General features: G+C 52.1%; 23 protein-coding genes. 2 read left to right on the forward strand and 21 right to left on the reverse strand.

Annotated elements, in window-relative coordinates; genetic code table 11:
• Window positions 1-98 precede the first annotated feature (98 nt).
• Window positions 99-260, reverse strand: a complete 162-nt coding sequence (locus ACTHRH_RS00545; protein WP_191964367.1) for a hypothetical protein — start codon at window positions 258-260, stop codon at window positions 99-101.
• Window positions 261-411: 151 nt separating this feature from the next.
• Between ACTHRH_RS00545 and ACTHRH_RS00550 the strand changes: the two genes are divergently transcribed.
• Window positions 412-858, forward strand: coding sequence for a DUF1992 domain-containing protein (locus ACTHRH_RS00550; protein ID WP_150960036.1), 447 nt, complete (start codon window positions 412-414; stop codon window positions 856-858).
• A gap of 82 nt (window positions 859-940) precedes the next feature.
• Window positions 941-1,894, forward strand: coding sequence for a Na/Pi cotransporter family protein (locus ACTHRH_RS00555; RefSeq protein WP_144934099.1), 954 nt, complete (start codon window positions 941-943; stop codon window positions 1,892-1,894).
• A 21-nt stretch (window positions 1,895-1,915) separates the two neighbouring features.
• Here the strand turns inward: ACTHRH_RS00555 and deoC are convergent, their stop codons facing one another.
• From deoC to ACTHRH_RS00655, 20 genes are all read right to left on the reverse strand, one after another.
• A complete protein-coding gene (gene deoC, locus ACTHRH_RS00560) occupies window positions 1,916-2,596 on the reverse strand; it encodes a deoxyribose-phosphate aldolase (protein WP_440413568.1) in 681 nt (226 codons plus the stop codon).
• Window positions 2,583-2,963 carry an NUDIX domain-containing protein gene (locus tag ACTHRH_RS00565; protein ID WP_255453008.1) on the reverse strand — a complete coding sequence of 127 codons (381 nt, stop codon included), beginning with the start codon at window positions 2,961-2,963 and terminating at the stop codon, window positions 2,583-2,585. The genes deoC and ACTHRH_RS00565 overlap by 14 nt, the downstream gene beginning before the upstream one ends.
• Before the next feature lie 165 nt (window positions 2,964-3,128).
• Entirely contained in the window at window positions 3,129-4,469 is a 1,341-nt protein-coding gene (gene mtaB, locus ACTHRH_RS00570; RefSeq protein ID WP_440413570.1) for a tRNA (N(6)-L-threonylcarbamoyladenosine(37)-C(2))-methylthiotransferase MtaB, read from the reverse strand.
• Between the two features lie 2 nt (window positions 4,470-4,471).
• Entirely contained in the window at window positions 4,472-5,236 is a 765-nt protein-coding gene (locus ACTHRH_RS00575) for a 16S rRNA (uracil(1498)-N(3))-methyltransferase (RefSeq protein ID WP_440413572.1), read from the reverse strand.
• Between the two features lie 202 nt (window positions 5,237-5,438).
• Window positions 5,439-6,143: a site-2 protease family protein gene (locus ACTHRH_RS00580; RefSeq protein ID WP_144934089.1), complete on the reverse strand. Its 705-nt coding sequence runs from the start codon at window positions 6,141-6,143 to the stop codon at window positions 5,439-5,441.
• A gap of 18 nt (window positions 6,144-6,161) precedes the next feature.
• Entirely contained in the window at window positions 6,162-7,133 is a 972-nt protein-coding gene (gene prmA, locus ACTHRH_RS00585) for a 50S ribosomal protein L11 methyltransferase (RefSeq protein ID WP_379289259.1), read from the reverse strand.
• A 308-nt stretch (window positions 7,134-7,441) separates the two neighbouring features.
• Window positions 7,442-7,816 (reverse strand): hypothetical protein, encoded by a 375-nt coding sequence (locus tag ACTHRH_RS00590; RefSeq protein WP_144934086.1) that lies wholly within the window; start codon window positions 7,814-7,816, stop codon window positions 7,442-7,444.
• Entirely contained in the window at window positions 7,816-7,977 is a 162-nt protein-coding gene (locus ACTHRH_RS00595; protein ID WP_144934189.1) for a YfhD family protein, read from the reverse strand. The genes ACTHRH_RS00590 and ACTHRH_RS00595 overlap by 1 nt, the downstream gene beginning before the upstream one ends.
• A 725-nt stretch (window positions 7,978-8,702) precedes the next feature.
• Window positions 8,703-9,821: a molecular chaperone DnaJ gene (dnaJ, locus tag ACTHRH_RS00600; RefSeq protein ID WP_144934084.1), complete on the reverse strand. Its 1,119-nt coding sequence runs from the start codon at window positions 9,819-9,821 to the stop codon at window positions 8,703-8,705.
• 158 nt (window positions 9,822-9,979) lie between these two features.
• Window positions 9,980-11,821, reverse strand: a complete 1,842-nt coding sequence (gene dnaK / locus ACTHRH_RS00605) for a molecular chaperone DnaK (RefSeq protein ID WP_440413576.1) — start codon at window positions 11,819-11,821, stop codon at window positions 9,980-9,982.
• Between the two features lie 61 nt (window positions 11,822-11,882).
• Window positions 11,883-12,509, reverse strand: a complete 627-nt coding sequence (gene grpE / locus ACTHRH_RS00610; RefSeq protein ID WP_225312721.1) for a nucleotide exchange factor GrpE — start codon at window positions 12,507-12,509, stop codon at window positions 11,883-11,885.
• A 101-nt stretch (window positions 12,510-12,610) separates the two neighbouring features.
• Window positions 12,611-14,155 (reverse strand): TCP-1/cpn60 chaperonin family protein, encoded by a 1,545-nt coding sequence (locus tag ACTHRH_RS00615; protein ID WP_440413578.1) that lies wholly within the window; start codon window positions 14,153-14,155, stop codon window positions 12,611-12,613.
• 21 nt (window positions 14,156-14,176) lie between these two features.
• Window positions 14,177-15,202 carry a heat-inducible transcriptional repressor HrcA gene (gene hrcA / locus ACTHRH_RS00620; RefSeq protein ID WP_150960041.1) on the reverse strand — a complete coding sequence of 342 codons (1,026 nt, stop codon included), beginning with the start codon at window positions 15,200-15,202 and terminating at the stop codon, window positions 14,177-14,179.
• Between the two features lie 139 nt (window positions 15,203-15,341).
• The gene (locus ACTHRH_RS00625; RefSeq protein ID WP_440413581.1) at window positions 15,342-15,803 is read right to left on the reverse strand and encodes an N-acetyltransferase; all 462 of its coding nucleotides are present in this window, start codon (window positions 15,801-15,803) and stop codon (window positions 15,342-15,344) included.
• A gap of 220 nt (window positions 15,804-16,023) precedes the next feature.
• Window positions 16,024-17,184 carry a radical SAM family heme chaperone HemW gene (gene hemW, locus ACTHRH_RS00630; RefSeq protein ID WP_440413833.1) on the reverse strand — a complete coding sequence of 387 codons (1,161 nt, stop codon included), beginning with the start codon at window positions 17,182-17,184 and terminating at the stop codon, window positions 16,024-16,026.
• 146 nt (window positions 17,185-17,330) lie between these two features.
• Entirely contained in the window at window positions 17,331-19,148 is a 1,818-nt protein-coding gene (lepA, locus tag ACTHRH_RS00635; protein ID WP_144934074.1) for a translation elongation factor 4, read from the reverse strand.
• Between the two features lie 115 nt (window positions 19,149-19,263).
• Window positions 19,264-19,725 (reverse strand): hypothetical protein, encoded by a 462-nt coding sequence (locus ACTHRH_RS00640; protein WP_144934072.1) that lies wholly within the window; start codon window positions 19,723-19,725, stop codon window positions 19,264-19,266.
• A 9-nt stretch (window positions 19,726-19,734) separates the two neighbouring features.
• The gene (spoIIP, locus tag ACTHRH_RS00645) at window positions 19,735-20,955 is read right to left on the reverse strand and encodes a stage II sporulation protein P (RefSeq protein WP_379289251.1); all 1,221 of its coding nucleotides are present in this window, start codon (window positions 20,953-20,955) and stop codon (window positions 19,735-19,737) included.
• A gap of 699 nt (window positions 20,956-21,654) precedes the next feature.
• On the reverse strand, window positions 21,655-22,392 hold the full coding sequence (locus tag ACTHRH_RS00650; protein ID WP_144934068.1) for an HAD family hydrolase: 738 nt from the start codon (window positions 22,390-22,392) through the stop codon (window positions 21,655-21,657).
• A gap of 509 nt (window positions 22,393-22,901) precedes the next feature.
• Window positions 22,902-24,554, reverse strand: coding sequence for an ABC transporter permease (locus ACTHRH_RS00655; protein ID WP_186328261.1), 1,653 nt, complete (start codon window positions 24,552-24,554; stop codon window positions 22,902-22,904).
• Window positions 24,555-24,604 lie beyond the last annotated feature (50 nt).

Consider the following 24,604-nt stretch of genomic DNA (forward strand, 5'->3'; position numbering starts at 1 on the left):
AACTGGAGATAGAGAGCCCTGCCCTGCAATCCAGGCCGGATCAAATGAAAATTTATGAATTTTCAATATCCGTTCACAATTGATTCACCGTATCCAAATCATCCAGTAAATTCCTGTGCTAAAATATACAAGAAGCCTTCTACGCTTTCGAATACCTTCTTCGAATTCCAACTGATCTTTGCATGAACCTTTCCTGCATCAGTCATACTCCTGTTGTAAGCCCCCTTTAGCTCCTGGCTCCCTGCTATCCACAAATCCATCCCGAATCCTCCACAGCCTAATGTCAGCATTCTCGTTATACGGGACGATCGGGGAGCTATTTTGCCTCTGAGGAAATTCGGAAACGAACCGGAATCACGTCAATGAATTTATTAATCAGAAATCCGATTAAAGGAAAGGACGGATGAACAGATGAGCAAAAAACGCAATCCTGCCGAAGGTTCGGAACAACCGCTGCCCCAGCAGCTCGCTGAGGATGCTGTACCGTCGTCCGACAAGATGACTCACACATGGATGGAGGAAATTTACCGGGATTTTGAAGAGAGGGGCGGCATGGACGACCTGCCAGGCAAGGGCAAGCCTCTGAAGCTGGAGGATGGCGATGTGCTGAGCTCCATTCTCAAGAACGCCAACTACCTTCCTCCATGGGTGGAGCTGCGTATGGAAATACGCGGCCGGCTGCTCCGTATCTGCAACCGGATTAAAGCGGGGGAGAAGGAGGATGCGGAACTGAATCGGGAGTTGGAGGAAATTAACCTTAACATCAGAAAATATAATCAAATGGTTCCCAGTCCTCTTTTGCAGCGCAACAAAGTATACTTGGAGACCGTTAAGACACAATTGGATAAATGGGATTAAGCGGCTAAGGGCAGGCTTGTATCATGGATCTCCTTTTTCAGACATATACATGGACTAACTATGAAAAAGGAGACAGGCCGTCATGTTTACGACTATATTTATCCCTATGGCGCTGGGGCTGGCTGTTTTTCTGCTCGGCATGAAAGTGATGGAAGCCGCGCTCCATCAATGGGCCGGTCAATATCTGAAAACCTTGCTGGAGAGATTTACAAAAACACCGCTTCGCGGAATGATCGCTTCCACCGGCATTACTGCGGCGATGCAGAGCAGCACAGCCGTTACCGTGATCACGATCGGCCTCGTCAATGCAGGGCTAATGCGCTTTCCGCAAACGCTCGGCATCATACTGGGTACGAATATCGGAACGTGTCTGACCACGGAGCTGATCGGCCTGAATCTGCACAAGCATTCCCTGAGCATATTCATGGTCTCGCTTGTGATCTGGCTTTCCACATTCGTCCTGCCCGACCTTCCCGCTTATCCGCAATTATGGAAAAGGCATGTCCGCAACGGGGCGTTGGCTGTTGTCGGTTTCTCCTGCATTCTGCTAGGTCTGGAAGTGATGCAGTCCATTATCCCCCATCTGCGTTCGCGCGGTTTGTTCGCCTGGTTCGTGCAGCAATCCCAGAGCAGTCTGCTGTGGGCGATGATTGCCGGGGCCATCCTGACCGCTATCATTCACAGCGGTGTACTGACCATTACAATGGCTATGTCGCTGGCCTCCGTCCAAGTCATCTCCCTGGACGTCGGAATCGCCATCATCATCGGCGCCAACGTTGGAACCTGCGTAACGGCCCTCATTGCCAGCATCGGCGGAAGCCGGTACGGCGGATATGTAGCCTGGACGCATATTTTGCTTAACGTCGGCGGGGCCCTTCTGTTCTACCCGCTGATAGGCTCCCTCGGCACCATCGTCAGTTGGATGGCGGATTCTCCTTCCCTGCAGGTCGCCCGGGCCCAGACGATTTTCAATATCGCTTGTTCGTTGATCGCTCTTCCGCTCTGTTATACACCGCTTATTAGAAGACTGAAGTGATCGGCCGGCGGGAGCCCCGGCCTAGTAATCTTCCATTCCCTGCAGCCCGCTAACGATAGCGATGCCGGAGCTGGTGCCGATCCGAGTGGCTCCCGCCTCCAGCATCGCTATCGCCGTTGCGGCGTCGCGTACGCCTCCGGATGCTTTGACCCCCATGGAAGAAGACACAGACTCCCTCATTAACCGGACAACCTCTGCCGTTGCTCCTCCCGGGCCGAATCCGGTGCTTGTCTTAACAAAGCCTGCACCGGCCTGCTCGGCCAGGCGGCAGCCCGCTCTTATCAGCTCGCTGTTCAAATATCCCGTCTCCAGAATGACCTTGACTACGGCTTGTCCCTCTACCGCTGCAACCACCTGTCGAATATCGGCTTCCACCTCTGTGAAACGGTGATCCAGCAGCATTCCGATGGGCAGCACCATATCGATTTCAGCAGCACCCCATTTCACGGACTGGGCAGCCTCATACGCCTTGACCTCGCTGCCGTTGGCGCCATGCGGAAAACCGCAAACCGCGCTTATGCGAACGTCTGAGCCTAGGAGCTGTTCCCGGCAATAAGCCACCCACCCCGAATGAACGCATACGCTGTAGAAATGGTGACGAACAGCCTCTTCGCACAAGGTCCGAATGGCTTCTGCCCGTGCATCCGGCTTAAGCAGTGTATGATCGATCGTCCGGGCCAGAGTGCTTCTATTCCATTCCATCGCTGCTCACCTCTATTCCCAGCTTCTTCAACGCTTTGCACAGTACGGAATCGTTATTGCTGTAGCCATACTGGATCTGCTGACGCCAAGCTTCCACAGGCTCCAGCCACTCCACTCCGCGGATTTCCTCCACCTGGGCCTGAAGATTCCCGCCGATGCCGCGAACCAGAAAATAATGGACCTCCTTATCCATATTGCCGTGCTTCGGATGGGAGAACTGATAGGAAATCGTCTCGATCGGCTCGATGATCTCGCCTTCAATGCCGGTCTCCTCGGCGATTTCCCTCAACGCCGTCTGCTCCTTCGTCTCACCCGGCTCCATCTTTCCCTTCGGCAGAGTGATTTTACCGTAACGGTCCTGGATCATTTGAATCCAATACCTTCCGTCCTCTTCTTTAAAGACAACACCGCCCGCTGATACCTCCACCGGCGTTCCTCCCTTTCATTATGAAAATTAAGAAGGATTTCATTCTGGCGAACAGAACGAAATCCTGGTACGGTTGGCGCGCTATGGTGCGGCTCGTTCCTCAAGTTAAACGACCGCAGACCGGGCCGAATCCAGCGCAGTAACATCAGAGCCGAGGCATTCGTTAACCCCTGCTTCATCGATCCTTACACGCACGATCTGGCCGATCAAATCCTCGCTCCCCCGGAACACAACCTGCAAATAATTATCTGTATAGCCCATCAGAAGGCCGCTGTCCGGCGCTTCTTTATAAGGGCGCTCCGGAATAACCTCCAGCACCTGCCCGACGAACGGCTTGGCATAAGCCAGCTGCATTCTTTCAGACAAATCGATCAGTTCATGGACTCTCCGGTTCTTGATTTCTTCATCCACCTGATCCTCCATTCGGGCGGCCGGCGTGCCAGTCCTCTTGGAATAGGGGAATACGTGCATTTCCGCGAACTGCATTTGCTCCATGAACCGGTATCCGTTCGCGAACATTTCTTCCGTTTCACCCGGGAAGCCGACAATGACATCGGTCGTAATCGCAGCGTCCGGCATGATCCGGTGAATCTTCTCGATCTTGCTGCCGAATTCAGCCGTCGTATATTTGCGGCGCATCCGCTTCAGCACCCGGTCATCTCCCGCCTGCAGCGGCACATGAAAATGCCGGCACATTTTATCCGAGCCCTGCAGCACCTCGAGTACCTCGTCCGTGATTTGGCTCGCCTCTATCGAGCTGATCCGGACCCGGTTCAGCCCGTCAACCTTGTCGAGATCCCATAGCAGCTTCGCCAGGCTGTAGCCCTCCAGATCCTCGCCATAGCCTCCGGTGTGGATCCCGGTCAGGACGACCTCTTTATACCCGGCGTCCACCAATTGTCTGGCTTGGGCCAAGACGCTTTCCGGTCTGCGGCTGCGAAGAAGACCTCGCGACCAGGGGATGATGCAGAAGGTGCAGAAATTGTTGCAGCCTTCCTGTATTTTCAGGAATGCCCGGGTACGGTCTGAAAATTCCGGAACATCCAGCTCCTCGAACTCCCGAGTTTTCATAATGTTGCGCACCGCATTGATCGGCTGGCGCTCCTGGCGGAAACGGTCAACCAGGGGGATGATTTTGTCCCGATCCTGGGTGCCTATCACAATATCTACCCCGGGTATCGCCGCGACCTCTGCGGGCGAAGTTTGGGCATAGCAGCCGGTGACCGCAATGATCGCATCCGGATTGCGGCGGATGGCCCGGCGGATCACCTGCCGGCTTTTTTTGTCGCCGGTATTGGTTACGGTGCATGTATTGATTAAATAAACGTCGGCCTTCGTCTCGAAGTCGACCTGCTCGTAGCCTTCTTTCTTGAATAGCTGCCAAATTCCTTCCGTCTCATAGAAATTAACCTTGCAGCCTAAAGTATGAAAAGCAACACTTGGCATAATTAACCTCCCATCTCTCCGCTTTCGTATAATATGCAAGCCAAAGCCACCATAGCGGCCGTCTCGGTACGGAGAATTCGCTTGCCGAGGCTGACCGGAATGCATCCTGCCGCCTCCGCCTCGGAAGCCTCCCGTTCGGTAAATCCCCCTTCGGGGCCGATCAGGATAACTACATGCAGTTCTTGCCCGTGATCGCGGGCTTGGGCCAGCCTGTCCCGAAGCAGGGGACGAAGCTGCCGGGTTTCTTCTTTCTCGTAACAAAAGAGAGCCATATCCGCCTCCCGGGCCCTCTTAAGCACCTGCTTCCACGTTGCCGGCAGGCTAAGCTCGGGAATCCGGGTACGATGCGCCTGCTCTGCGGCTTCCTTGGCAATTTTGGCCCATCTTTCCAAACGCTTGGCTTCTTTCTTCCCGTCATATTGAACAATCGTCCGTTCCGAAACGAACGGAAGGAAGCCTGCTGCCCCGATCTCCGTTCCTTTCTGAATGACGATCTCCATCTTGTCGCCCTTGGGCAAGCTTTGCGCAATCGTAACCCGGACAGACGGCTCGCTATCCGATCCCAGCTCCCGGACCAGAACCGCCTGCACCCGCTGCTCCTCCAGGGCGGAAATCTCCGCAATCCACTCCCGGCTGATGCCGTCACAGCAAATGATTTGATCACCGATCCCGGCCCGCATGACCCGGATCAGATGTCGGGCATCGTCTCCCGTTATTTCCACGGAATCGGCCGTAAACCGTTCCGGCGGTATGAAGTATCGCTGCATAGCTTTGCTCGCTTTCTAAACAAATATCACCTTTCATCATACAACTTTTGAGCCTTAAATGCTACTGCCAGTGTCCCGTATCGCGTACCAATTTCAACCGGAAGGGGGCTTCCCAGCGCCGTGTCGAAAACGGGCTGGAAGCCGACGAACGAAGGCCGGTCCTCTCTACTCTTGCGGAACGAGGGCCAAGCTTACTCCCGAATCAACCGATCTTAAGAAAAGTGGCCCAATGGATGGCCTTGCCGAAGATGACCTGAAAAACAGAGTCCATCCCGAACAACAGGGGCACCCATAGAGAGAAAAACGGCCCCAAGGTGACGTTGTACAGCGGTCGGATGAAAACAATAAGCAAAAAGAGAAAGAAGGCCCACTGCTCAAATTGCTGCAGCTTCAACCGGGTATGGACCGGAAGGAACTCCTGCACGATCCGGTATCCGTCGAGAGGCGGCAAGGGCAGCAGATTGAACAGAAACAGAATCAGGTTCATAAAGATCAAGAGGCTCAAAAAGACTCGCACCGCCTCGAATACACCGGGGCTCATCAGGTCAAACAAGCCGAAATAAGCCAATAGATATGTTAATAGAATACCGATAAAAGCTATGACCAGATTGGCAAGCGGCCCGACGGCGGAAACAATGATGCTCATTAAACGCGGTTTGCGGAAGCTGCTTCGCCTGACAAGCACCGGCTTGGCCCAGCCGAAGCCGACCAGAAAGATAAGGATGGTCCCGAGAAGATCCAGATGAACCTTTGGGTTTAATGTGACCCGGCCCATCGAGCGCGGGGTCGGATCGCCGAATCTGTCGGCGGCGTAAGCATGCGCGAACTCGTGCAGCGTGAAAGCGATCAGGAGCACGAGAAAAACAAACGGAATTTGCTCCAGCGGAAATCTCAAAAAATTTTCCAAAACGGGTCCCTCCGCCCTCTACAATTTTCGCGCAACAAGAGCGACCCAATCTTGTTCCTGGTAAGTTGCCTCTATAACAAAGCCATGCTCTGTCAGCGCTTGTTCCACTGCCGCCTGCTTGGGCGCTATGATCCCGGATGCGATATAGACTCCTCCGGGCTGCAGGGCTTCGTAAACATCCCCTACGAATTGCAAAATGATTTCCGCCAATATGTTGGCTACCACCACCTGCACCGGGAGCCGGACCTGCGCTGCCTCCGAAGCCGGGGCTTGTCCTTTCAAAGCCCCGAGAAGATCGCTTTGCATGACGTGAATCTGCTCCTCCAGACCGTTCAATCTGGAATTCTCCGCCGCACTGGAAACGGCCACAGGATCCAGATCAAGCGCGAGCACTGCTCTCGCTCCCAGCTTGGCTGCGGCAATCGCAAGCACTCCGGAGCCGGTGCCGACATCGATCACATCCTCACCGCCGCGAATGACCTTGTCCAATGTTCTAAGACAAAGAGCCGTTGTCGCATGCGTTCCCGTACCGAAGGCCATACCGGGATCCAGCTCCAGAACAATTTCCCCGGGAGACGGAGTATAGTCTTCCCACGTTGGCTTGACCGTCAATCGGTCCGAAATCCGCAAAGGCTTATAGTACTGCTTCCAGGCAGTGGCCCAATCCTCGTCATCCACAAGAGTATGCCCGAATACGGGCGAGCCTGTGTCAATATCGAACTCTTCCAATTGCGCTACCGATTGCTTCAGCTTCGCCAACAGGCTATCCATGTCCGTTCCTTCGGGATAGTAGCCTTTAATGATGGCCCGGCCCTCCGGAATATCGTTCAAAGGAAGCTCATACCATTGCCCCAACGATGTGTCGCGAGGCTTGTTGAGCGTTCCGGATTCCTCAATCGAAACTCCACCCGCCCCAAGCTCATGCAAAAAATTAGTAATCATTTCAACGGCTTCTTCTGTCGTATCTACCGTAACTTCATGCCAACGCATGAAAACCCTCCTATCCATTCGGCAACTACGCCGGGAAATACATTAAGGTCTATTGTACTACATCCTATACACCAGTAAAACTTTTTTGGCAGATAAATATGAATATGGCATATAGGAGCTAAATGGTTGTTACGGCAGAAGAAAAACCGGGGAAAAACCCCGGTTTTGACAGATTGACATGCCTGCAGCATGAGGGGGATGCGCTTCGATAAGCCTGCCTTCGTCCGTCTTTATGATTTAGAGCATCTGGGTAAGGAGAATGCCGAGCATCCGTTTCTCTGTTTTCCAATATAGGGCCCCTACGGCTCTCAAACAAGGCCGCCGCTTTCCTCGATTACTTTTAAAGCTTGCTGGTGAATATCTTCCTCAACGACGGCCGTGAGCAAAATATCCCTGCCCGTAACCACATCCTCCTGGCGGCCGTCGCTCATTCCGCTTGCGGTTACATCGGCCGCAATCAGTACACCCACATCCTTATTGGACACATCGGCATCGGAGGTCAGAGCTCCAAGTCCGCTGACATTCCCCGTTAAAGGATTGAACGTTTCTTCCACCGGCTCGCCGGGAAACCGGCTGATCCGATCGATCTGCACATCGACCGCGCGCATCGCCTTTAGTTTGGACGCCACTTCCTCGGCTTCCTCCGGGCTTTTGAAATAGGCCAAAATATTTTTCTCCGCCATCAGGACTCCGCCCTTTCGTCCGCCGCTTCCGCTCTTGCCAAAGCCTCCAGATCGTCTTCATCGGCGAGCTCTCTCGAGAATTCAACATCCTCATTTCTGGCTATCGGCAAGTTCTTGTCATTCATTGTTTGCAGGTCTTGCGGGTTTTCTCTTTCCTTCATCACTTTGTCCATCCTCCCTTATCACTGTTTCCTCTAAATCTCTGAGACCAGCGGCATCCTGCTTAAGTTAAAAACTTCGCGCCGCTTTTGTTCCATTATGCCTGCCGCCTTCCGGTATCGCTTATAACGATGTATAGGAGTTTTAACGGACCCTAGAAACCTTAATGGCTCCAGAATGGTCTTTCGGTAATTTTAACGGACTCGAATGACCCTATTCCCAAGAAATTCACACGAAAGTAGGAGAATTCCAAGCAATAAGCGCAGCTGTGTCCCTTAATCTAAAAAAACGCCTATTTTGACGAAATAGGGTCTCCCGGTTCCGTTACATTTTCGCTGTTGGACTTTTCACTATCTTTGTCATGACATTTAGATTTCCCTGGGTTTGCAATGGCCTCTGCCGGGGCGGATTTCCCTGATCCCGCATAGTTTAACCTTCCCTTCCCCGGTTCATGCAATAATCTGTCCAATTGAGGCAAAATCAACTAACAAGGATGGCTGTCGGTGAGCAGGCTCTTGTTCTATAAGTGCTTGTTGAAGGATAACTTAGGGAAGCCAAATGAACGATGTGAAATTCCTGTTCGTCGGAATGCGGACCAGCTTATTTAGTTCGTTGACAAGATCCGCCCGATTCGTTTTCCTTGGCGAGACACAAGGCTCATAACCCGGCTAGGGATTCAAAAAGGACCGAATCGTCCAAGACGACCGGTCCTTTAATGATTCCGCTATTAATCCCCGAGGAATGCTTTCTTCATCCGCTCGAAAATCGATTGATTCTGCTCGTGCGTCTTCTCTCCGCTAAGCTTGGAGAAGGCGCGAAGCAATTCCTTCTGTTCTTCGTTCAGATGGGTCGGAGTGACCACAACGACCTTCACATGCTGGTCTCCCTGGCCGTAGCCCCGCAATCTCGGAACCCCTTTGCCTCTTAATCGGAAATAGGTGTCTGTCTGAGTTCCCGCCGGGATTTTCAGCTTAACCTTCTCCGTCAGTGTAGGAATTTCTATTTCATCGCCCAGCGCGGCCTGGGTGAAGGTGAGGGGAACCTCACAATAGATATCGTCGCCCTCACGCTCGAAAAATTCATGAGGCTTCACACGGATAACGATGTACAAATCTCCAGGCGGGCCTCCGCGCGTTCCGGGCTCCCCTTCGCCCGATACCCGAAGCTGAGCACCTTCATCCACACCGGCCGGGATTTTAACGTGAATTTTTCTCCGTTTTTTCACTTTGCCCGTACCGTGGCACTCGCCGCATTTTTCCCGAATGATCTGCCCTTGTCCATTACACTGCGAGCAGACCCTTCGGTTGACAATACGTCCGAACGCCGTATTCTGAATGACTTCCTGCTGACCGGTTCCCTTACAGCCCGGACAGGTGTCCGGCCGCGTTCCCGGCTTTGCCCCGGAGCCATGGCAATGATCGCAGGATTCCGTCCGCGGGATTTCAATGTCGGTCTCTTTCCCGAATACCGCCTCTTTGAACTCGATCGTCATGGAATATTGAAGGTCGCTGCCTCGTTGGGGGGCGTTAGGATTCCTTCTGCCGCCTCCGCCGAAGAACATATCGAAGATATCTCCGAAGCCTCCGAAATCCATTCCTTCGAAACCGCCGCCGCCCATTCCCTGGTTAGGATCTACATGGCCGAACTGGTCGTAAGTGGCCCGTTTCTGGGAATCACTCAGAACATCATAAGCTTCCTTAACTTCTTTAAATTTCTCTTCCGCATCCGCTTCTTTATTCACGTCCGGGTGGTATTGTCTCGCCAATTTTCGGAACGATTTCTTGATCTCCTCGGGAGTCGCGTTACGATCCACCCCAAGCACTTCATAATAGTCGCGTTTACTCACTTGTTCACCTCTTTCCGCCGGTGTTCTGGAGGCTGCCTTATCCTAAGAATGATGACAGAATGTCAAAAAAGCTCCCTACAGCAAGGAAAGTCAAAGTCAGGCCGGTCCCGACTTTGACCCCCTTCAGTCAAATCCACAACCAAAGAACATTTCGGATATTACTTTTTATCCTTGTCGTCCACCACTTCGTAATCGGCGTCCACTACATTCTCTCTGCCTTTGGCCTCTTCTTTAGCCCCTTGCTCCGGATTCTGTCCGGCTTGAGCCTGTTGAGCCTGTTCATACAGCTTAACCGACAATTGTTGAACAACCTGGGTCAGCTCTTCGGTCGCTTTCTTAATCGCATCTATATCATTGCCTTCCAGAGCCTGCTTTACTTTATCCTTCGCTTGGTTGGCTTTGTCGATTTCAGACTGGTCTACCTTATCTCCCAAATCTTTGATCGTTTTGTCGACTGTGTATACCAATTGATCCGCTTCGTTGCGCGCTTCCACCATTTCTTTGCGCTTGCGGTCTTCCTCCTCATGCGCTTCAGCTTCCTTCATCATGCGGTCGATTTCTTCATCCGTCAAACCGCTGGAGGATGTAATGGTAATCTTCTGGCTTTTACCCGTGCCTTTATCCAATGCAGATACGTTCACAATACCGTTGGCATCGATATTGAACGTAACTTCGATTTGCGGAATGCCGCGCGGTGCAGGAGGGATATCTCCGAGCATGAATCGGCCCAGCGTTTTATTGTCCGCTGCCATTGCTCTTTCCCCTTGCAGAACGTGGATTTCCACACTCGTCTGATTATCTGCGTAGGTGCTGAAAATTTGCGATTTGCTGGTCGGAATCGTCGTATTGCGGTCGATCATCTTGGTGAAGACGCCGCCTGCGGTTTCGATTCCAAGGGAAAGCGGAGTAACGTCGAGAAGAACGACATCTTTGACATCACCTGTCAATACGCCCGCTTGAATCGCTGCACCCAGTGCAACCACTTCGTCCGGATTAACGCCTTTGTGAGGCTCTTTGCCGGTCAATTTCTTAATTGCCTCCTGAACGGCCGGTATACGCGTTGAGCCTCCGACCAGAACGACCTTCTGAATATCGTTAGCGCTGAGGCCGGCATCGCTTAACGCTTGGCGGGTCGGTCCGAGAGTTCTCTCTACCAAATGAGCTGTCAATTCCTCGAACTTGGCGCGGGACAGATTCATCTCGAAGTGCTGAGGCACTCCGTCCACCATCGTAATAAACGGAAGAGAGATTGTCGTCGTCAGCACGCCGGACAACTCTTTCTTTGCTTTCTCCGCCGCATCCTTCAGCCGTTGAACAGCGGCTTTGTCTTTGCTTAGATCAACGCCCTGCTCTTTCTTGAATTCTGCAACCATATAATCCATGATCGCTTGGTCAAAATCGTCTCCGCCCAGCCTGTTGTCACCGCTGGTGGCCAGCACTTCGAAAGTTCCATCGCCCAGTTCGAGAATGGACACGTCGAACGTTCCTCCGCCCAAGTCATAAACCAGGATGGTCTCCTCTTCTTTCTCCAGACCATAGGCCAGAGCTGCGGCTGTCGGCTCGTTGACGATACGCAGCACTTCAAGTCCTGCAATTTTGCCCGCATCCTTGGTTGCCTGACGCTGGCTGTCGTTAAAATAAGCAGGTACGGTAATGACCGCTTGCGATACCGTGCTTCCCAAATAAGCTTCTGCGTCGGCCTTAAGCTTCTGCAGAATCATCGCGGAAATTTCCGGAGCTGTGTAGTCTTTGCCGCCAATGCTCACTTTATGGTTAGTCCCCATATAGCGCTTAATGGATGCGACTGTTCCATCAGGGTTGGTAATCGCCTGACGCTTGGCGCTTTCTCCGACCAGTCGTTCGCCGTCCTTCTTGAAGCCGACGACCGAAGGTGTGGTGCGGTTTCCTTCCGGGTTAGGAATAACAACCGCTTCGCCGCCCTCCATTACAGCCACGCATGAGTTTGTTGTTCCCAAGTCAATACCGATTACTTTACTCATACTACTCCTACCTCCTCAAATATGTCATATGCCGTTGAATGCCGCTTAGTGCACGAAAAGCTTACATGCTGACCTTGACCATGGAAGGACGAATAACTTTTTCTTTCAGCACGTAGCCCTTCTGCAATTCTTCAACAACGATTCCTTCTTCATATTCTTCCGATTCCACCTGCATAACCGCCTGGTGGTACTCCGGGTTAAAAGGCTGGCCTACCGCTTCAATCGGCTTCAGTCCTTCCTGTTGAAGCACTTGATCCAATTGGCGGAAGGTCATCTCCAGTCCTTTGACGAGCGCATCGAAATCTTTAGTTCCCTTGCTGGATTCGATCGCCCGTTCGAAATTATCGACAACCGGCAGAAGCTGCTCGATCAGATTCAAAGAAGCATATTTGGCAAACTCCTCTTTCTCCTGACGGGTTCTTCTGCGGAAATTATCGAAATCGGCCTGGGCTCTCAGATAACGCTGGTAGTTTTCCTCCGCCTGCCTGCGAAGCTCCTCCATACGTTCGTCGGCGCCCTCCTCGGCATCTGCCTGCTCTCCGGCAGAGCTTGCCTGGGCCGACCCGTCCGAAGCGGCTTCCGTCCGGCTGTCCTCCGGCTTGTCTGATCCGGCTTCACCTTCTATGTTATCCTTCTTCAGGTTGTTATCCTCTTCTATAACGGCTGCATCTTTCTCTTGTTCACTCACGAATGTTTCACCTCCTTAATAGCGTTACACTGGAAGCATTGATGATTTATAGAGCTTTTCCAACGCTATAAATCCGACTTCCACATTCCAGAATTTCTGACTTAATCACGTTCCGTGTAACCCGGCTTCATCTTAACAACGGTATGAATTCTTAGAATGGCCGAAGCTACTTCCCCCGCCGCTTGGATGGCATGGATCTTGACCAAAGCCGGATCGACAATCTCCCTCTCGAGACAATCGATCAGCTCCCCGGTATCGCAATCGATACCGATGGCATCGGAATTCGTCTCCGCTTGGCTAGCCTTGGCCAGCTCCACCTTCTCCAGCGGGTTGTAGCCTGCGTTAACGACTATTTGTGCAAGAGGCTTGCGCAGAGCGCGGGCGACGGCCGACAAGCCGAACGCCTCCATTCCGTGAACCGTCTCGCGATGCCGTTCGATTTCCCTTGCGGCTGCCAGCTCGATGGTTCCTCCGCCGGGTACATACCCCCCGCGAAGTGCGGCCTGGACTGCAGCGGCCGCGTCCATCGCGATCCGTGACAGCTCGCCGCCGACTTCGCGGGTGCTGGCTCCCACCAGAATCGAGACGGCCGGACGGCCTCCGCCTTCTGCTATTTTAACCTTCTCCAGCCGCTCGTCATACCCGATTTTGCCGGCGCGGCCAAGAAAGACCTCTAATTCTTCCGGTGATTTCTCCAAAGCGGCGCGGCGGACCGGCCTGGCTCCGGTAAATTCGCACAATAACCGCAGCTCCCGGCGGGGAACCCGTGTCAGTAGGAAGATTCCGCGGTCGGCGCAAAATTGTTCCGCTTCCGGATCGGCACCGCGGTCGACCGCGATGACGCCGATCCCCAGCTTCGCCAATTGTTCAAGCTGGCTTCGGAATCTGTTCCTTCGGAGCATATATTCTTTAAATCCCGATTCGGTCTTTAAAGCTTCTTCCTCGGTTTGTTCGGGCTCCAGCGCATCCTGAAGGACCAGGACTCGCTGTTCCGGCAATTCTGCAAGCCATGGCAGCATGGACGGCTGCCGGTTGATCAGGATTCCCGGCCATACTTCGCTGTGTTCGGCTGCGGATGGAACGACGGCATCCGCCAGCCGGTAGGTTTCCTCACACAATCTTCGGGTGCCGGCATATTGGGCGGCCCGGATCACCAGGTCGGCGATCTCTTCGCGCTCACGGCCCGCCACATACGCGATCCGATATAAAATCGGATCGTCCGTGCCGGACACTTGACGTGTCCGCTCCCGCAAATAGCCGATGGCAAGCCGAACTCCTTCCTGAATTCCGGCCACCACCTTCGCCACGGGAACCCCCTTCAGCACCTCGGCGATTCCTTCGGCGACCAACGCTCCCGACAGCACGGTAGCCGTTGTCGTGCCATCGCCAACCAACAGCTGCTGCGATCGGGCGACCTGCACCATCAGCCGGGCGGCGGGATGGGAGACATCCATCTGCTCGAGAATCGTGGCTCCGTCGTTCGTTATCAGGACATCTCCCTGACCGCCCACGAGCATCGTATCAAGCCCTTTGGGGCCGAGCGTTCCCTCTACGGCCGAACAAATGGCCCTTACGGCACCCGCATTGTTCAACAGTGCGGAATGCCGTTCCTCTCCTTCGGAATGGCCTTGCTTCGTTTGACTCATTCGCCTGGTATCCTTCCTCTATTATTTATACCAACGCGCCAGCAGCAGCGCCATATCCTTGGAGACGTAATCGAGCAAGCTGATTACCTTGCCGTACTCCATTCGGGTCGGGCCGAGAATTCCAACCGTTCCGAGACATTGTCCGTCCAAGGAGTAAGTGGCTGTGATCAGACTGCAGTTGCTCATCGCCTCCAGCGAGTTCTCGCTTCCGATCCGGACCTGAATCCCTTCCGGCAGGTCGTCCAGCAGCTTCATGATCGCCGGAGTTTCTCCCAATGTATCGAGAATGAGCTTGACTTGATCGACGTCCTTAAACTCCGGCTGGATCAGCATATTGGTTGCCCCGCTCATATAGATTCGATCCTGCTCGTTATGTTCCAGAGCGGATTCGACCGTGCGGATGAGCTCTTCGTATTGGGTGACATGCTTGCTCAGCTCGGTGCCTATCTCGTTATACAGCTTGGATTTCAGCTGAAAGAGCGGGACCTGGGTCAGCTTGGCATTCAGGATGTTAACCGCCTTCTCGATTTCCGAGATCGACATGCCATCCGGAATTTGGACAATGCGGTTCTCCACATGCCCGGTATTCGTGACAAAAATCGCCACCCCGGTCCTTTCATCCAGCGGAATGATTTGCAGATGCTTCAGCGTAGTGCTGAACACCTCGGGTCCGAGAACAATGGACGTATAATTGGTCAATCCGGAAAGAATGGTTGCCGCATGCTGGAAGATCTGTTCCATCTCCTGTATTTTCTCAGCAAAAAAAACCTTCATCACATTCAGCTCGTGACTGGATAAGGTTCCATACTTGACTAGATGGTCTACATAATAACGGTATCCCTTATGGGATGGGATTCGGCCCGCAGAAGTGTGCGGCTGCTCCAAATAACCCATTTCCTCCAAATCGGACATCTCGTTACGGATCGTTGCCGGGCTGAAAGCCACATCTCCCCGCTTGGAAATGCTTCTGGAGCCGACAGGCTCAGCGGATCGAATGTAATCATCAACGATGGCGTTCAATATTTTTCTCTGGCGCTCGGACAACATGTCAATCCCTCCCATGCAGTTGCGAGTGCGGTTAGCCGTTATAGGCGCGGATAAGCTGCCGCGTCCTTCGTTAGCACTCCACTCAAACGAGTGCTAAGTGATACTACAAAAATACCAGACCCAAACGCAAGTTGTCAAGTTAATCCAAGCGTTTGAGCACGGCAATTTCGTCACAGCAATGCTGCTTTTTGCAATGAATGCAGTCGGTCCATACCTTTTCCGGGAAAATATCCTTTGGTACAACCGTGAAGCCCATTTTTTCAAAAAAAGCGACCTCGTAGGTTAAAGCCATAATCTTGGGAATTTTTTTCTCTCTCGCTTCCCGGATTAAATAATCGACCAGCTTTCGGCCAATTCCCCGGCCCTTGCAGCCCTCGGCCACTCCCAGAGAACGGATTTCAACCAACTCCTGTCCTAACTGGCACAGGGAGCCGCAGCCCAGCAAACGGCCTTCCTCTTCCGCAATGACAAAACTGTCTAGGGAATATTTAAGCAGTTCCTTGGAACGGGGCAGCATAATTCCTTGTTGGGCATAGCCGTCAATTAGCTGATATAAAGCATCCAAATCATGCTCCGCCGCTTTTCTACAGATTACAGCCATCGTCATCACCGCCAAATCCAAATACTGTTACAACGTTCTTATTTAGAAGTCCGGAGGATTATCAGACTGCTTCGACCAGATCCGAGTAAGAGAAAGTCTTGGCCGTTATCCGTTGGATTTCCCTTGGCTTTCTCTTGAATTTGCTCTTGAATATTTGAAATCCTTTTCCTGAACTTTTAAAAGAGTTACGTATAAATATACAACACTATGAATAATCAATTCAAGATAAAATTCCGATGAATTCGGCGAAAACTTCATTGCCAAGCAGTATTCCTTTATCGGATAACCGAACTCTGCCTTCGCCTGCTTCCAGCAGCCCCTGCTCTGTCAAACGGTTAATAACCGGGCCGAACACTTCCATCAGGCTTTCGCCGAATTGATCGGCAAAATCGTCTTCCGAGACCCCGCTCAGCACCCTCAAGCCGACCATCATAAAATCCTCCATCGCTTCGCCGCGGCTGACTTCATTGGCCTCCAGAACCGGAAGCCCTTGCCGGGTTGCGTCGATATAGGGCTGGATGCCTTTGACATTAATATGCCGCACCCCTTCCATATAACCGTGCGCACCGGCTCCTAATCCGTAGTAGCTGCGATTATGCCAGTACATTAAATTATGCCGACTTTCGAATCCGGGAATGGCAAAGTTGCTGATTTCATATTGGGCATATCCGGCCTGCTTCAGCTTGTTCATCGTCATCAAGTACATGGACAGCTCTTCCTCTTCTTCGGGAAGCGGCAGCTCATTTCTCTGATACAGCTTGTGGAATAAGGTATTCTCCTCCACCTTGAGCGCATATATCGAATAATGCTGCAAATCCAGCTCAAGCGCCTTGTCCAGGGAATCGCTCATCATCCCGACCGTTTGCTTCGGCAGACAGAGCATCAAGTCGATGGACAGATTGGAGAAGCCGATCCGTTTCGCATTCTCAATGCTTTCATATACATCGTCCACCGAGTGGATACGACCGATCCGTTTCAGCAATTCAGGATCGAAGGATTGGACCCCGAAGCTGATCCGGTTAACCCCGCCGGCTTTCATGACCGCAAGCTTCTCCGCATCGGTCGTACCGGGATTGGCCTCCATCGTAAATTCGAAATGGTCCGTCCGATCCGGAAAGTACGTCTGCACCAGGTCCAGAAACCGCTCCATCTGATCAGGCAGCAATACCGTAGGAGTACCGCCGCCTACAAATACGGTTTCCACCCTCCCGGCGGGGAAACGCTCTACCGTCATCGCCATTTCCCGTTCCAGCGCATCCAGGTATTCGGTCACAGGCTGTCCTTTAAGCACATAAGAGTTGAAATCACAATAGTGACATTTATTGGTGCAGAATGGGATATGAATATATACCGCCGAAGCGGGGGTGAAGAACGGCTTCATAAGGGCATCCTCACTTTCCTCGGGATTGCTTCTGACTGGAAGCATAGATTAGATGGAATCCTGCTTGAATGGATCCATACTAACAAAAAGGCAGGAAGGCTGTAAGCCTCCTGCCGGAACAGCAGCGGCAGCCGGTGTGTCTACCGTCAATTGTCGTCCAGGCTGAGAACCGCCATGAACGCCTCCTGCGGCACTTCTACACTTCCGACCTGTTTCATCCGCTTCTTTCCTTCTTTCTGTTTCTCCAACAATTTACGTTTACGGGAAATATCCCCACCGTAACATTTCGCCAATACGTTCTTCCTCATCGCCTTAACCGTCTCCCTGGCAAGCACCTTCTGGCCGATCGCCGCCTGAATAGGCACTTCGAACATTTGGCGCGGGATCAGTTCCTTCAGCTTCTCGCAGATTTGGCGCCCGCGATGGTATGCCCGGTCGCGGTGCACGATGAACGACAATGCGTCTACCTGCTCTCCATTTAGTAAGATATCCATCTTCACCAGATTGGAACGCTTGTAACCGGAGAAATCATAGTCGAACGAAGCGTAGCCTTTGGTGGACGATTTCAGCCGGTCGAAGAAATCGTAGACGATTTCGGACAGCGGGATGTCATAGGTCAGCGTTACCCGGTTGGTATCCAGGTATTCCATATTGATGAATTCCCCGCGCTTGCCTTGGCACAGCTCCATAATCGCACCGACAAAATCATTGGGAACGATAATCGAAGCTTTAACGAACGGCTCTTCCACGTATTCGATCTTCCCTTGCTCGGGATAATTGGAAGGATTATCGATTTCGACCGTCTGCCCGCTGGTCAGCGTCACCTTGAAGACAACGCTCGGGGCCGTTGTGATCAGCGGAATATTGAACTCTCGCTCGATCCGTTCCTGAATAATCTCCATATGAAGCAAACCGAGGAATCCGCACCGGAATCCGAAGCCGAGCGCTGAAGAGGTTTCGGGCTCGTAGCTGAGGGAGGCGTCATTCAGTTCCAGACGCTCCAAGGCTTCGCGCAGATCATCGTAATCGGATGTTTCAATCGGATACATTCCGCAGAACACCATCGGATTGATGCGGCGGTAGCCGGGCAGCGGCTCGGCCGTCGGATTCTTGGCATCGGTGACCGTATCCCCTACCCGCGTATCCTTAACATTCTTGATACCGGCCACAATGAACCCGACATCGCCGACATATAGCTCGTCCACGATCGACATCCTCGGCATAAACGCTCCGACCTCAATGACTTCGAACGTTTTGTTCGTCGCCATGAATTTGATTTTGGACCCGGCCTTGATCGATCCGTTCACAACCCTGACGTAGACTATAACCCCTTTGTAAGGGTCGTAATGGGAGTCGAAGATAAGCGCTTTAAGCGGCTCATCCGGATCTCCCTGGGGAGCGGGAACCTTGGTTACAATCTGCTCCAGAATTTCCTTGATCCCGATCCCGGCCTTGGCGGAAGCCAACACCGCTTCGCTGGCATCCAGGCCGATGACATCCTCAATTTCCTGCTTAATCCGCTCCGGTTCGGCGCTGGGCAGGTCAATCTTGTTAATGACCGGCAGAATTTCCAGATCATTGTCCAACGCCAGATACACGTTAGCCAAAGTCTGGGCTTCGATTCCCTGCGCCGCATCGACGACCAGCAGAGCCCCTTCACAGGCAGCCAGGCTTCGGGACACTTCATAAGTAAAGTCGACGTGTCCGGGAGTATCGATCAGGTTGAGAATGTAGACATTGCCGTCATCCGCCTTATAGTTCAAGCGGACGGCATGCAGCTTGATCGTAATTCCTCTTTCCCGTTCCAGATCCATCTGATCAAGCACCTGATCCTGCATTTCCCTCGTCGTCAATGCTCCGGTATATTCCAAAATCCGGTCGGCCAGCGTCGATTTCCCGTGGTCGATATGCGCAATGATTGAAAAATTTCTAATGTTTTGTTGTCTTACACGAATGTCCGTCATGCTTACCCCCAAAAGAGCAATATACAATGACAATCATTATAGCATGCCGGGGGAACCCGCATCAATGAAATTGCAAAAAAGAGGCTATTGGCCGAATAGCTTTAGCCGAATAGCTTCAGCCAAATATCCAATCCACTAACCCGATAACCGCTCTCATGCCCAACTCGGAAAGCCAACGGACCGCTTCCCCGATTTTGTTCAGCAGCTTGTTCAAGAAGGATTCGCTAATCTTAAGCTCCGGCTCCGGGCGGAACGGCCCGGCCGGGGAAGCCCCCTCCCTGCCGAATTCATTCTTGGCTGCGGATGAGGAGGCTGATCCGTCTTGAGGCTGGCGGCCCGTATCAGAGGTACGGACACCGCCGGGAGAGCTTGAGGAGTTCGTTCCCTCCGAACGGACGGAGGAAGCCGCTGCGGCATCCGAAGGCGAGGTAGCAGAGCCGCCGGGCGGCCGGTCGGGTTCTAGCAAGCGCGCCGCTCCGGCCGGTTCATGGTCCGTAGATACCACATCTATCCCGTAGAAAATACCTGCAGCGAACACTAAAGCTACGAATAACAAGCGGTACGAGAAGCGCTTCATCCTGCCACCTCATCCGTTGGACGCGCCGGCGGGAGCATCCACCTTCTCCGCATCCCAATAGATTTCGGAAATCACGTCGGCCAATATATCTGCAGTGCGGTAGCTTTCCTCCAACGTATTGAAGGGACCGCCAATCTCAATGAGCACACTGTTAGGGGTCAAGGACTGGTTATACTCGGCATCTCCCTGGTGAGCCGATTTCCCCCAGATTCCCCGGGACAGCCCGGGCATTTTCTGCTCCAGCTTGTCGTGAATGCGGGCGGCGAACTGTTCGTTCTTTTCCCAATCCGGATTTTTCTGTCCGATGATGAAATAGACCTGGGCATAATCTACGCCGTCAATTCGGGCTGTCGTTTTCTCGCGGGGAAGGGAATCTCTGTGAATATCGAACACGAAATTAATTTCCGGATGGGCGGCAAAAGCTTCCTTCACGGTATTTCGGGAATATTTGTAGGATTTATACCAGCTGTAGTCCGCCTGTGTTTTCTTGTATTCGGGGCTGTAATCGACTGCCCCTACCCCCTTCTCCTCGAGCTTCTCGGCCAATCTCTTGCCTACTAGCGTAATGTTGAGCTTCTCGTCGTAAGCCTTATCCGCTTCTTCGATCCCTAACTCCGGCACCCAAGACTCTTCATAATGAGTGTGATAGATGAGCACCACTTTCTTATCCCCGGTCGTCGGCTTCTCCTGCGGAGGCTGGGATGAAGGCTGCGGCGATGGAGCAGGGCTCGGCGACTCTTCCGGGGGCTGAACGGCGGGATTCTCACCTTGCGAACCCGGTTTGTCGTCAGCCGGAGGCGGGCCATAATCCTGGGGCGGAGCTCCTGTACCGGTTCCCCGGATGGGTGTTGCGCTCGCATTCCCTAAGCCGGGAACTTCTCTCGCCAGCAAGGTTTTGGGATCCTTCGGGTTAATATCGGTAACCAAACGAAACAGAAACCCGAACACATTCTCCCCCGAAAAGGTAGATTCCCTCTCCCGGTTAAGCTGCGGAATCTCCAGTCCGATCATGTCGATAAAGAAATCGTTGGAAACCTGCGCCGCCAATCCTTTCATAGAGGAGAGCGGAGAGTTCTTCAAATAGGTTTGAGCATAGCCCGCCAATCCCAGAAATAGAAAAAATAACAGCGTACTGAGAGATAGAATCATCAGATTTTTGCTCATTACCCGGACATTTTGCGCGGTTTTGCGTATTTTGCTTAAATCCATCGTGAACGCTGTCCATTTCATATTACTTCCTCCGATCCCGTTAGTTAGTCTCGTAGAATGCTGCAGCTGTTTGTCTACTAAGCAATCTATGAAACGAAAACGGAAGATAGAACCGGCCCGGACAAATTATTGAGAGATTATGAGACTTCAGGAATCGAGCTTAACAGGCCAAAAAAAACCTCCAAATCCACTGTTTAAGTAGATAAAGAGGCCTGGGGGGGGCTAACTGGATTTCATCCAGTTAGTTTTGCTCCTTTCAGGTAAAAAAAGAAAACTAACGGGAAAACCTCCAGCTAGTTTGTGCTAAAAGGACGATATCAGTAAAAAAACTCGATTCTAAGTACATTTTTTCCATCTAGACCCCCATGCCGCTGACCGCGACACCATCAGATGATGAAAATGGATGGATTTTCCAGGTAGAATAGAGTTGAATTGCTTCAATAGTGTGAAATTTGAAAACTAAATGGATTCCATACAGTTAGATTTCTATATTCGGAAGAAATATGGAAACTAACTGGAAAACCTACAGCTAGTTTGCGCCAAAACAGCCGTTTCGCCCAAAGTTGCCCATTTTAACTGTAGTTTATCCAGTTAGTTTGATCATTTTCGCCCATTCGCTTGAATCTACCTGTACAAAATACAGTTAGACGCGCCATTCCGCTTGCACGGCACCAGCAGAAAAAGCGGCGTTTAACCAAATGGCTGCTTTCGGGAATACCCCTATCCGGAGCTTGTATACTCTCTGATGGCATACCGGATTTCTTTTAACGAGGATAGAGTAAGGAAAGCTCCCTGCGGCTCGGCATTTACCTCTACCAGATTAAACTCCCAATCGTTGGGAGAAGGCAAATAGATGGAATGAATCCCGTTTTCCAGGGCGGGAAGCACATCGGTTCTTATAGAGTTGCCTATCATCCAGGTCCGCTTGCGGTCAAAGGGGCCGGATTTCAATATTTCGTCTAGCGCCTCTGTATTTTTGTGCCGGCGGACGAACATGCGGTTTTCGAAGAAAGCTTCCAGCCCCGCCTTCTTCACCTTCTTCTGCTGGACGGCCGGAACCCCGCCGGTATACAAGCATAGCTGATGCCCGTCGGTCCGCAGCTCCTCCAGAGTTTCCGCCATGTACGGATAAGGCTCGGCATCCTGATCGTAAACCGACCATCCCAGTTCCTTCAGCCAAGCGGTTTCCCGTTCCGAGACCGGCCGCCCATAAACCGCGGCGAAGTGCAAATAAGTGTCCACCAGCGATTGCGGAAAATGCTCCAGAGTAAACCCAAACCGGGTGACTCCGGAAATGTCGATATCCAGCTGCTTCTGCTTGATTTCGTCTATGCCGAGCCGGTATTCTGCAAACCACAGGGCCAGCTGCTCGGCAAAATGATCGATAACCCCTTGAAAGTATTTATTGCAATGGATCAATGTATCGTCCAGATCGAATAATAATGTTTGCTTGGTCATGATTCTATCTCCTTAATCTGCTATCTGAATGGCCGGCTAAAAGATTAGAATATACCATATTCTAAAATATTTCCTCTTCCAATGTAAAATCCATTATTTTGTCCCGCCCTGTTTTGCGGTCATCCGAAGCCACAGATTGAGTCCCCCTACAGAGACGTGTGGCCTTAGAAGCGTATTCCTTCCGTCCGCACTCTACTTGGAGTCGACGTCTAAACCTTCCTCTAAACGAGGTCGATCTTCTTGCTTCGCTTCGATAGTGGTTTATACAGTACTCGGAGGATCAAACGGAGAAAAGTGAGACGGCACCCGGAAACCGGGGAAATCCATACAGAGGCAGGAGACAATAAAAAAGGCGGTGTCTGCACAGTTATGCAAACCCGCCGCAAGCCACCCGTAGAGTGCTTGGAAACCTAAGCCATGAATATTGCAAAACCCGCAACCTTCCAGTCCTCCTCAAACGGTTGACTTGGCCAAATCAAAAGCAGACTATTCTGCTTCTTTGTCCCTTCTTACGAACTTTTCCTTCTTCCGTACACAAAATAGAGCGTTATGGCGGACATAATCATCAAGATGACGGAATAGACGAGCGTCAATGCCTTCGTATCGGCCAGCGCCTGCGCGTCCGTGCTGTTTTTGATGACGATGCCGAGCGGCTGGTACAACGGATGGTACAGGAATACGGTCAAATCGTAATCGGCCAACGTGTTGTTGAAGTTTAGCGCCAGAACGGCGAGCGTCGACGGCAGGATAATCGGCAGCAGCACTCTGCGGAAGGTGTAGAACGTCTTCGCCCCCAAATTTCTTGCCGCATCCTCCAGGTTGCTGTCCAGGCTGAAGAAAGACGCTTTGACCATCCGCAGCGTGAACGGGATGTGTACGATCACATAGCCGAGAAACAGCATCCAGACGGTTCCTACCAGCACCGAATTCCCGATGACAAGCCGCGGCTCATTGAAGGTGACGATCAGGCCGATGGCGATCAACGTAGACGGCAGCATCCACGGAATCAGCAGCGCATATTCCAAAGCTGTTGCCCACTTGTTTTTATACTTGTGCAAAATACGCGAAGCGGCCAAAGTAAGTACGACAACGGCGATGGACGCGGATGCGGCATACGCGATGCTTACCAGGTAAGGCTTGAACGCAGCCATATTCGAGAACACCAGCACATAGTTATCCAAGGAGAAGCTGCTCAGGCTCAGTGTAGCCGTCGCGATGCTGTGCGCATCGCTAAACGAGAAAATAACGATCAGCACGACAGGTATGATGTATAGAATAAACAGAAAGTACGCAAGCGCATGAGCAGCGATATTGGCAAACTTGTTTTCGATTTTCTGTTTGACCAGCTCCGACTTGACTTTGGAAACCGACATAAAGTTGCCCCTACGTTCGAGACGAATCATAATCGTCAGCAAAATGAGCGTAGCCAAGCCGAGAATGAGCGCCAGCAAGGCGGCCAAATCTCTGGAGGTCATGCTCTTGGAGAATGTCAAAATCATCGGCGTAATCGTTTGGAACTCGGTACCGCCCAGAATTAAAGGAGCGGACGTCGCGGCCAGACCTGTTAGGAAAACCAAAATCGTGAGCGCGAACAAGGTCGGTTTTAGTACAGGGAGAACGACCCGCCACAAAATATAGAATGTGGAAGCCCCCATATTTCTTGCCGCTTCAATCGTTTGATAATCAATTTTCCGAATTGCATTGCCCAAAAACAACACATGGTTTGACGTGCAGGCGAACGTCATGACGAAGAGCACCGCCCAGTAACCGTGGAACCAGGTCGTATCGAAGGAAGGAAACACGCTCGACAGCAGCTTCGTCATGAAACCGTTTTCTCCATAGACGAACTTATATCCCGATACCAGCACGACGCCGCCGTAGATCAAGGTCGTAAAGTAGCCGAGCCGCAATATTTTCGCACCTTTGATAGCGAAGTACTCTGAAATGAGCACCAGTGTGATGCCGACAATGTTAACCGTAATGACCAGCGACACAGCCAGCAGAAAGCTGTTATACAAACTTGTCATCGCCCGCTTGGACGACAGCAGCTTCTCCACCGGCTCGAACGAAAAGGTGCCGCCCTTGAAAAAAATTTCATAATAAATGTTCAAATTCGGGTAAATCAGAAATGCCACGACGAACCAAGCAATCAGACCGTACATGATGAGCGCGGCCGGATGAATGGACCCGAGTCTGTTCCTCCATGTTTGCG

This window comes from Paenibacillus sp. SAFN-117, assembly GCF_051966115.1.
GTDB lineage: Bacteria > Bacillota > Bacilli > Paenibacillales > NBRC-103111 > Paenibacillus_L > Paenibacillus_L residui.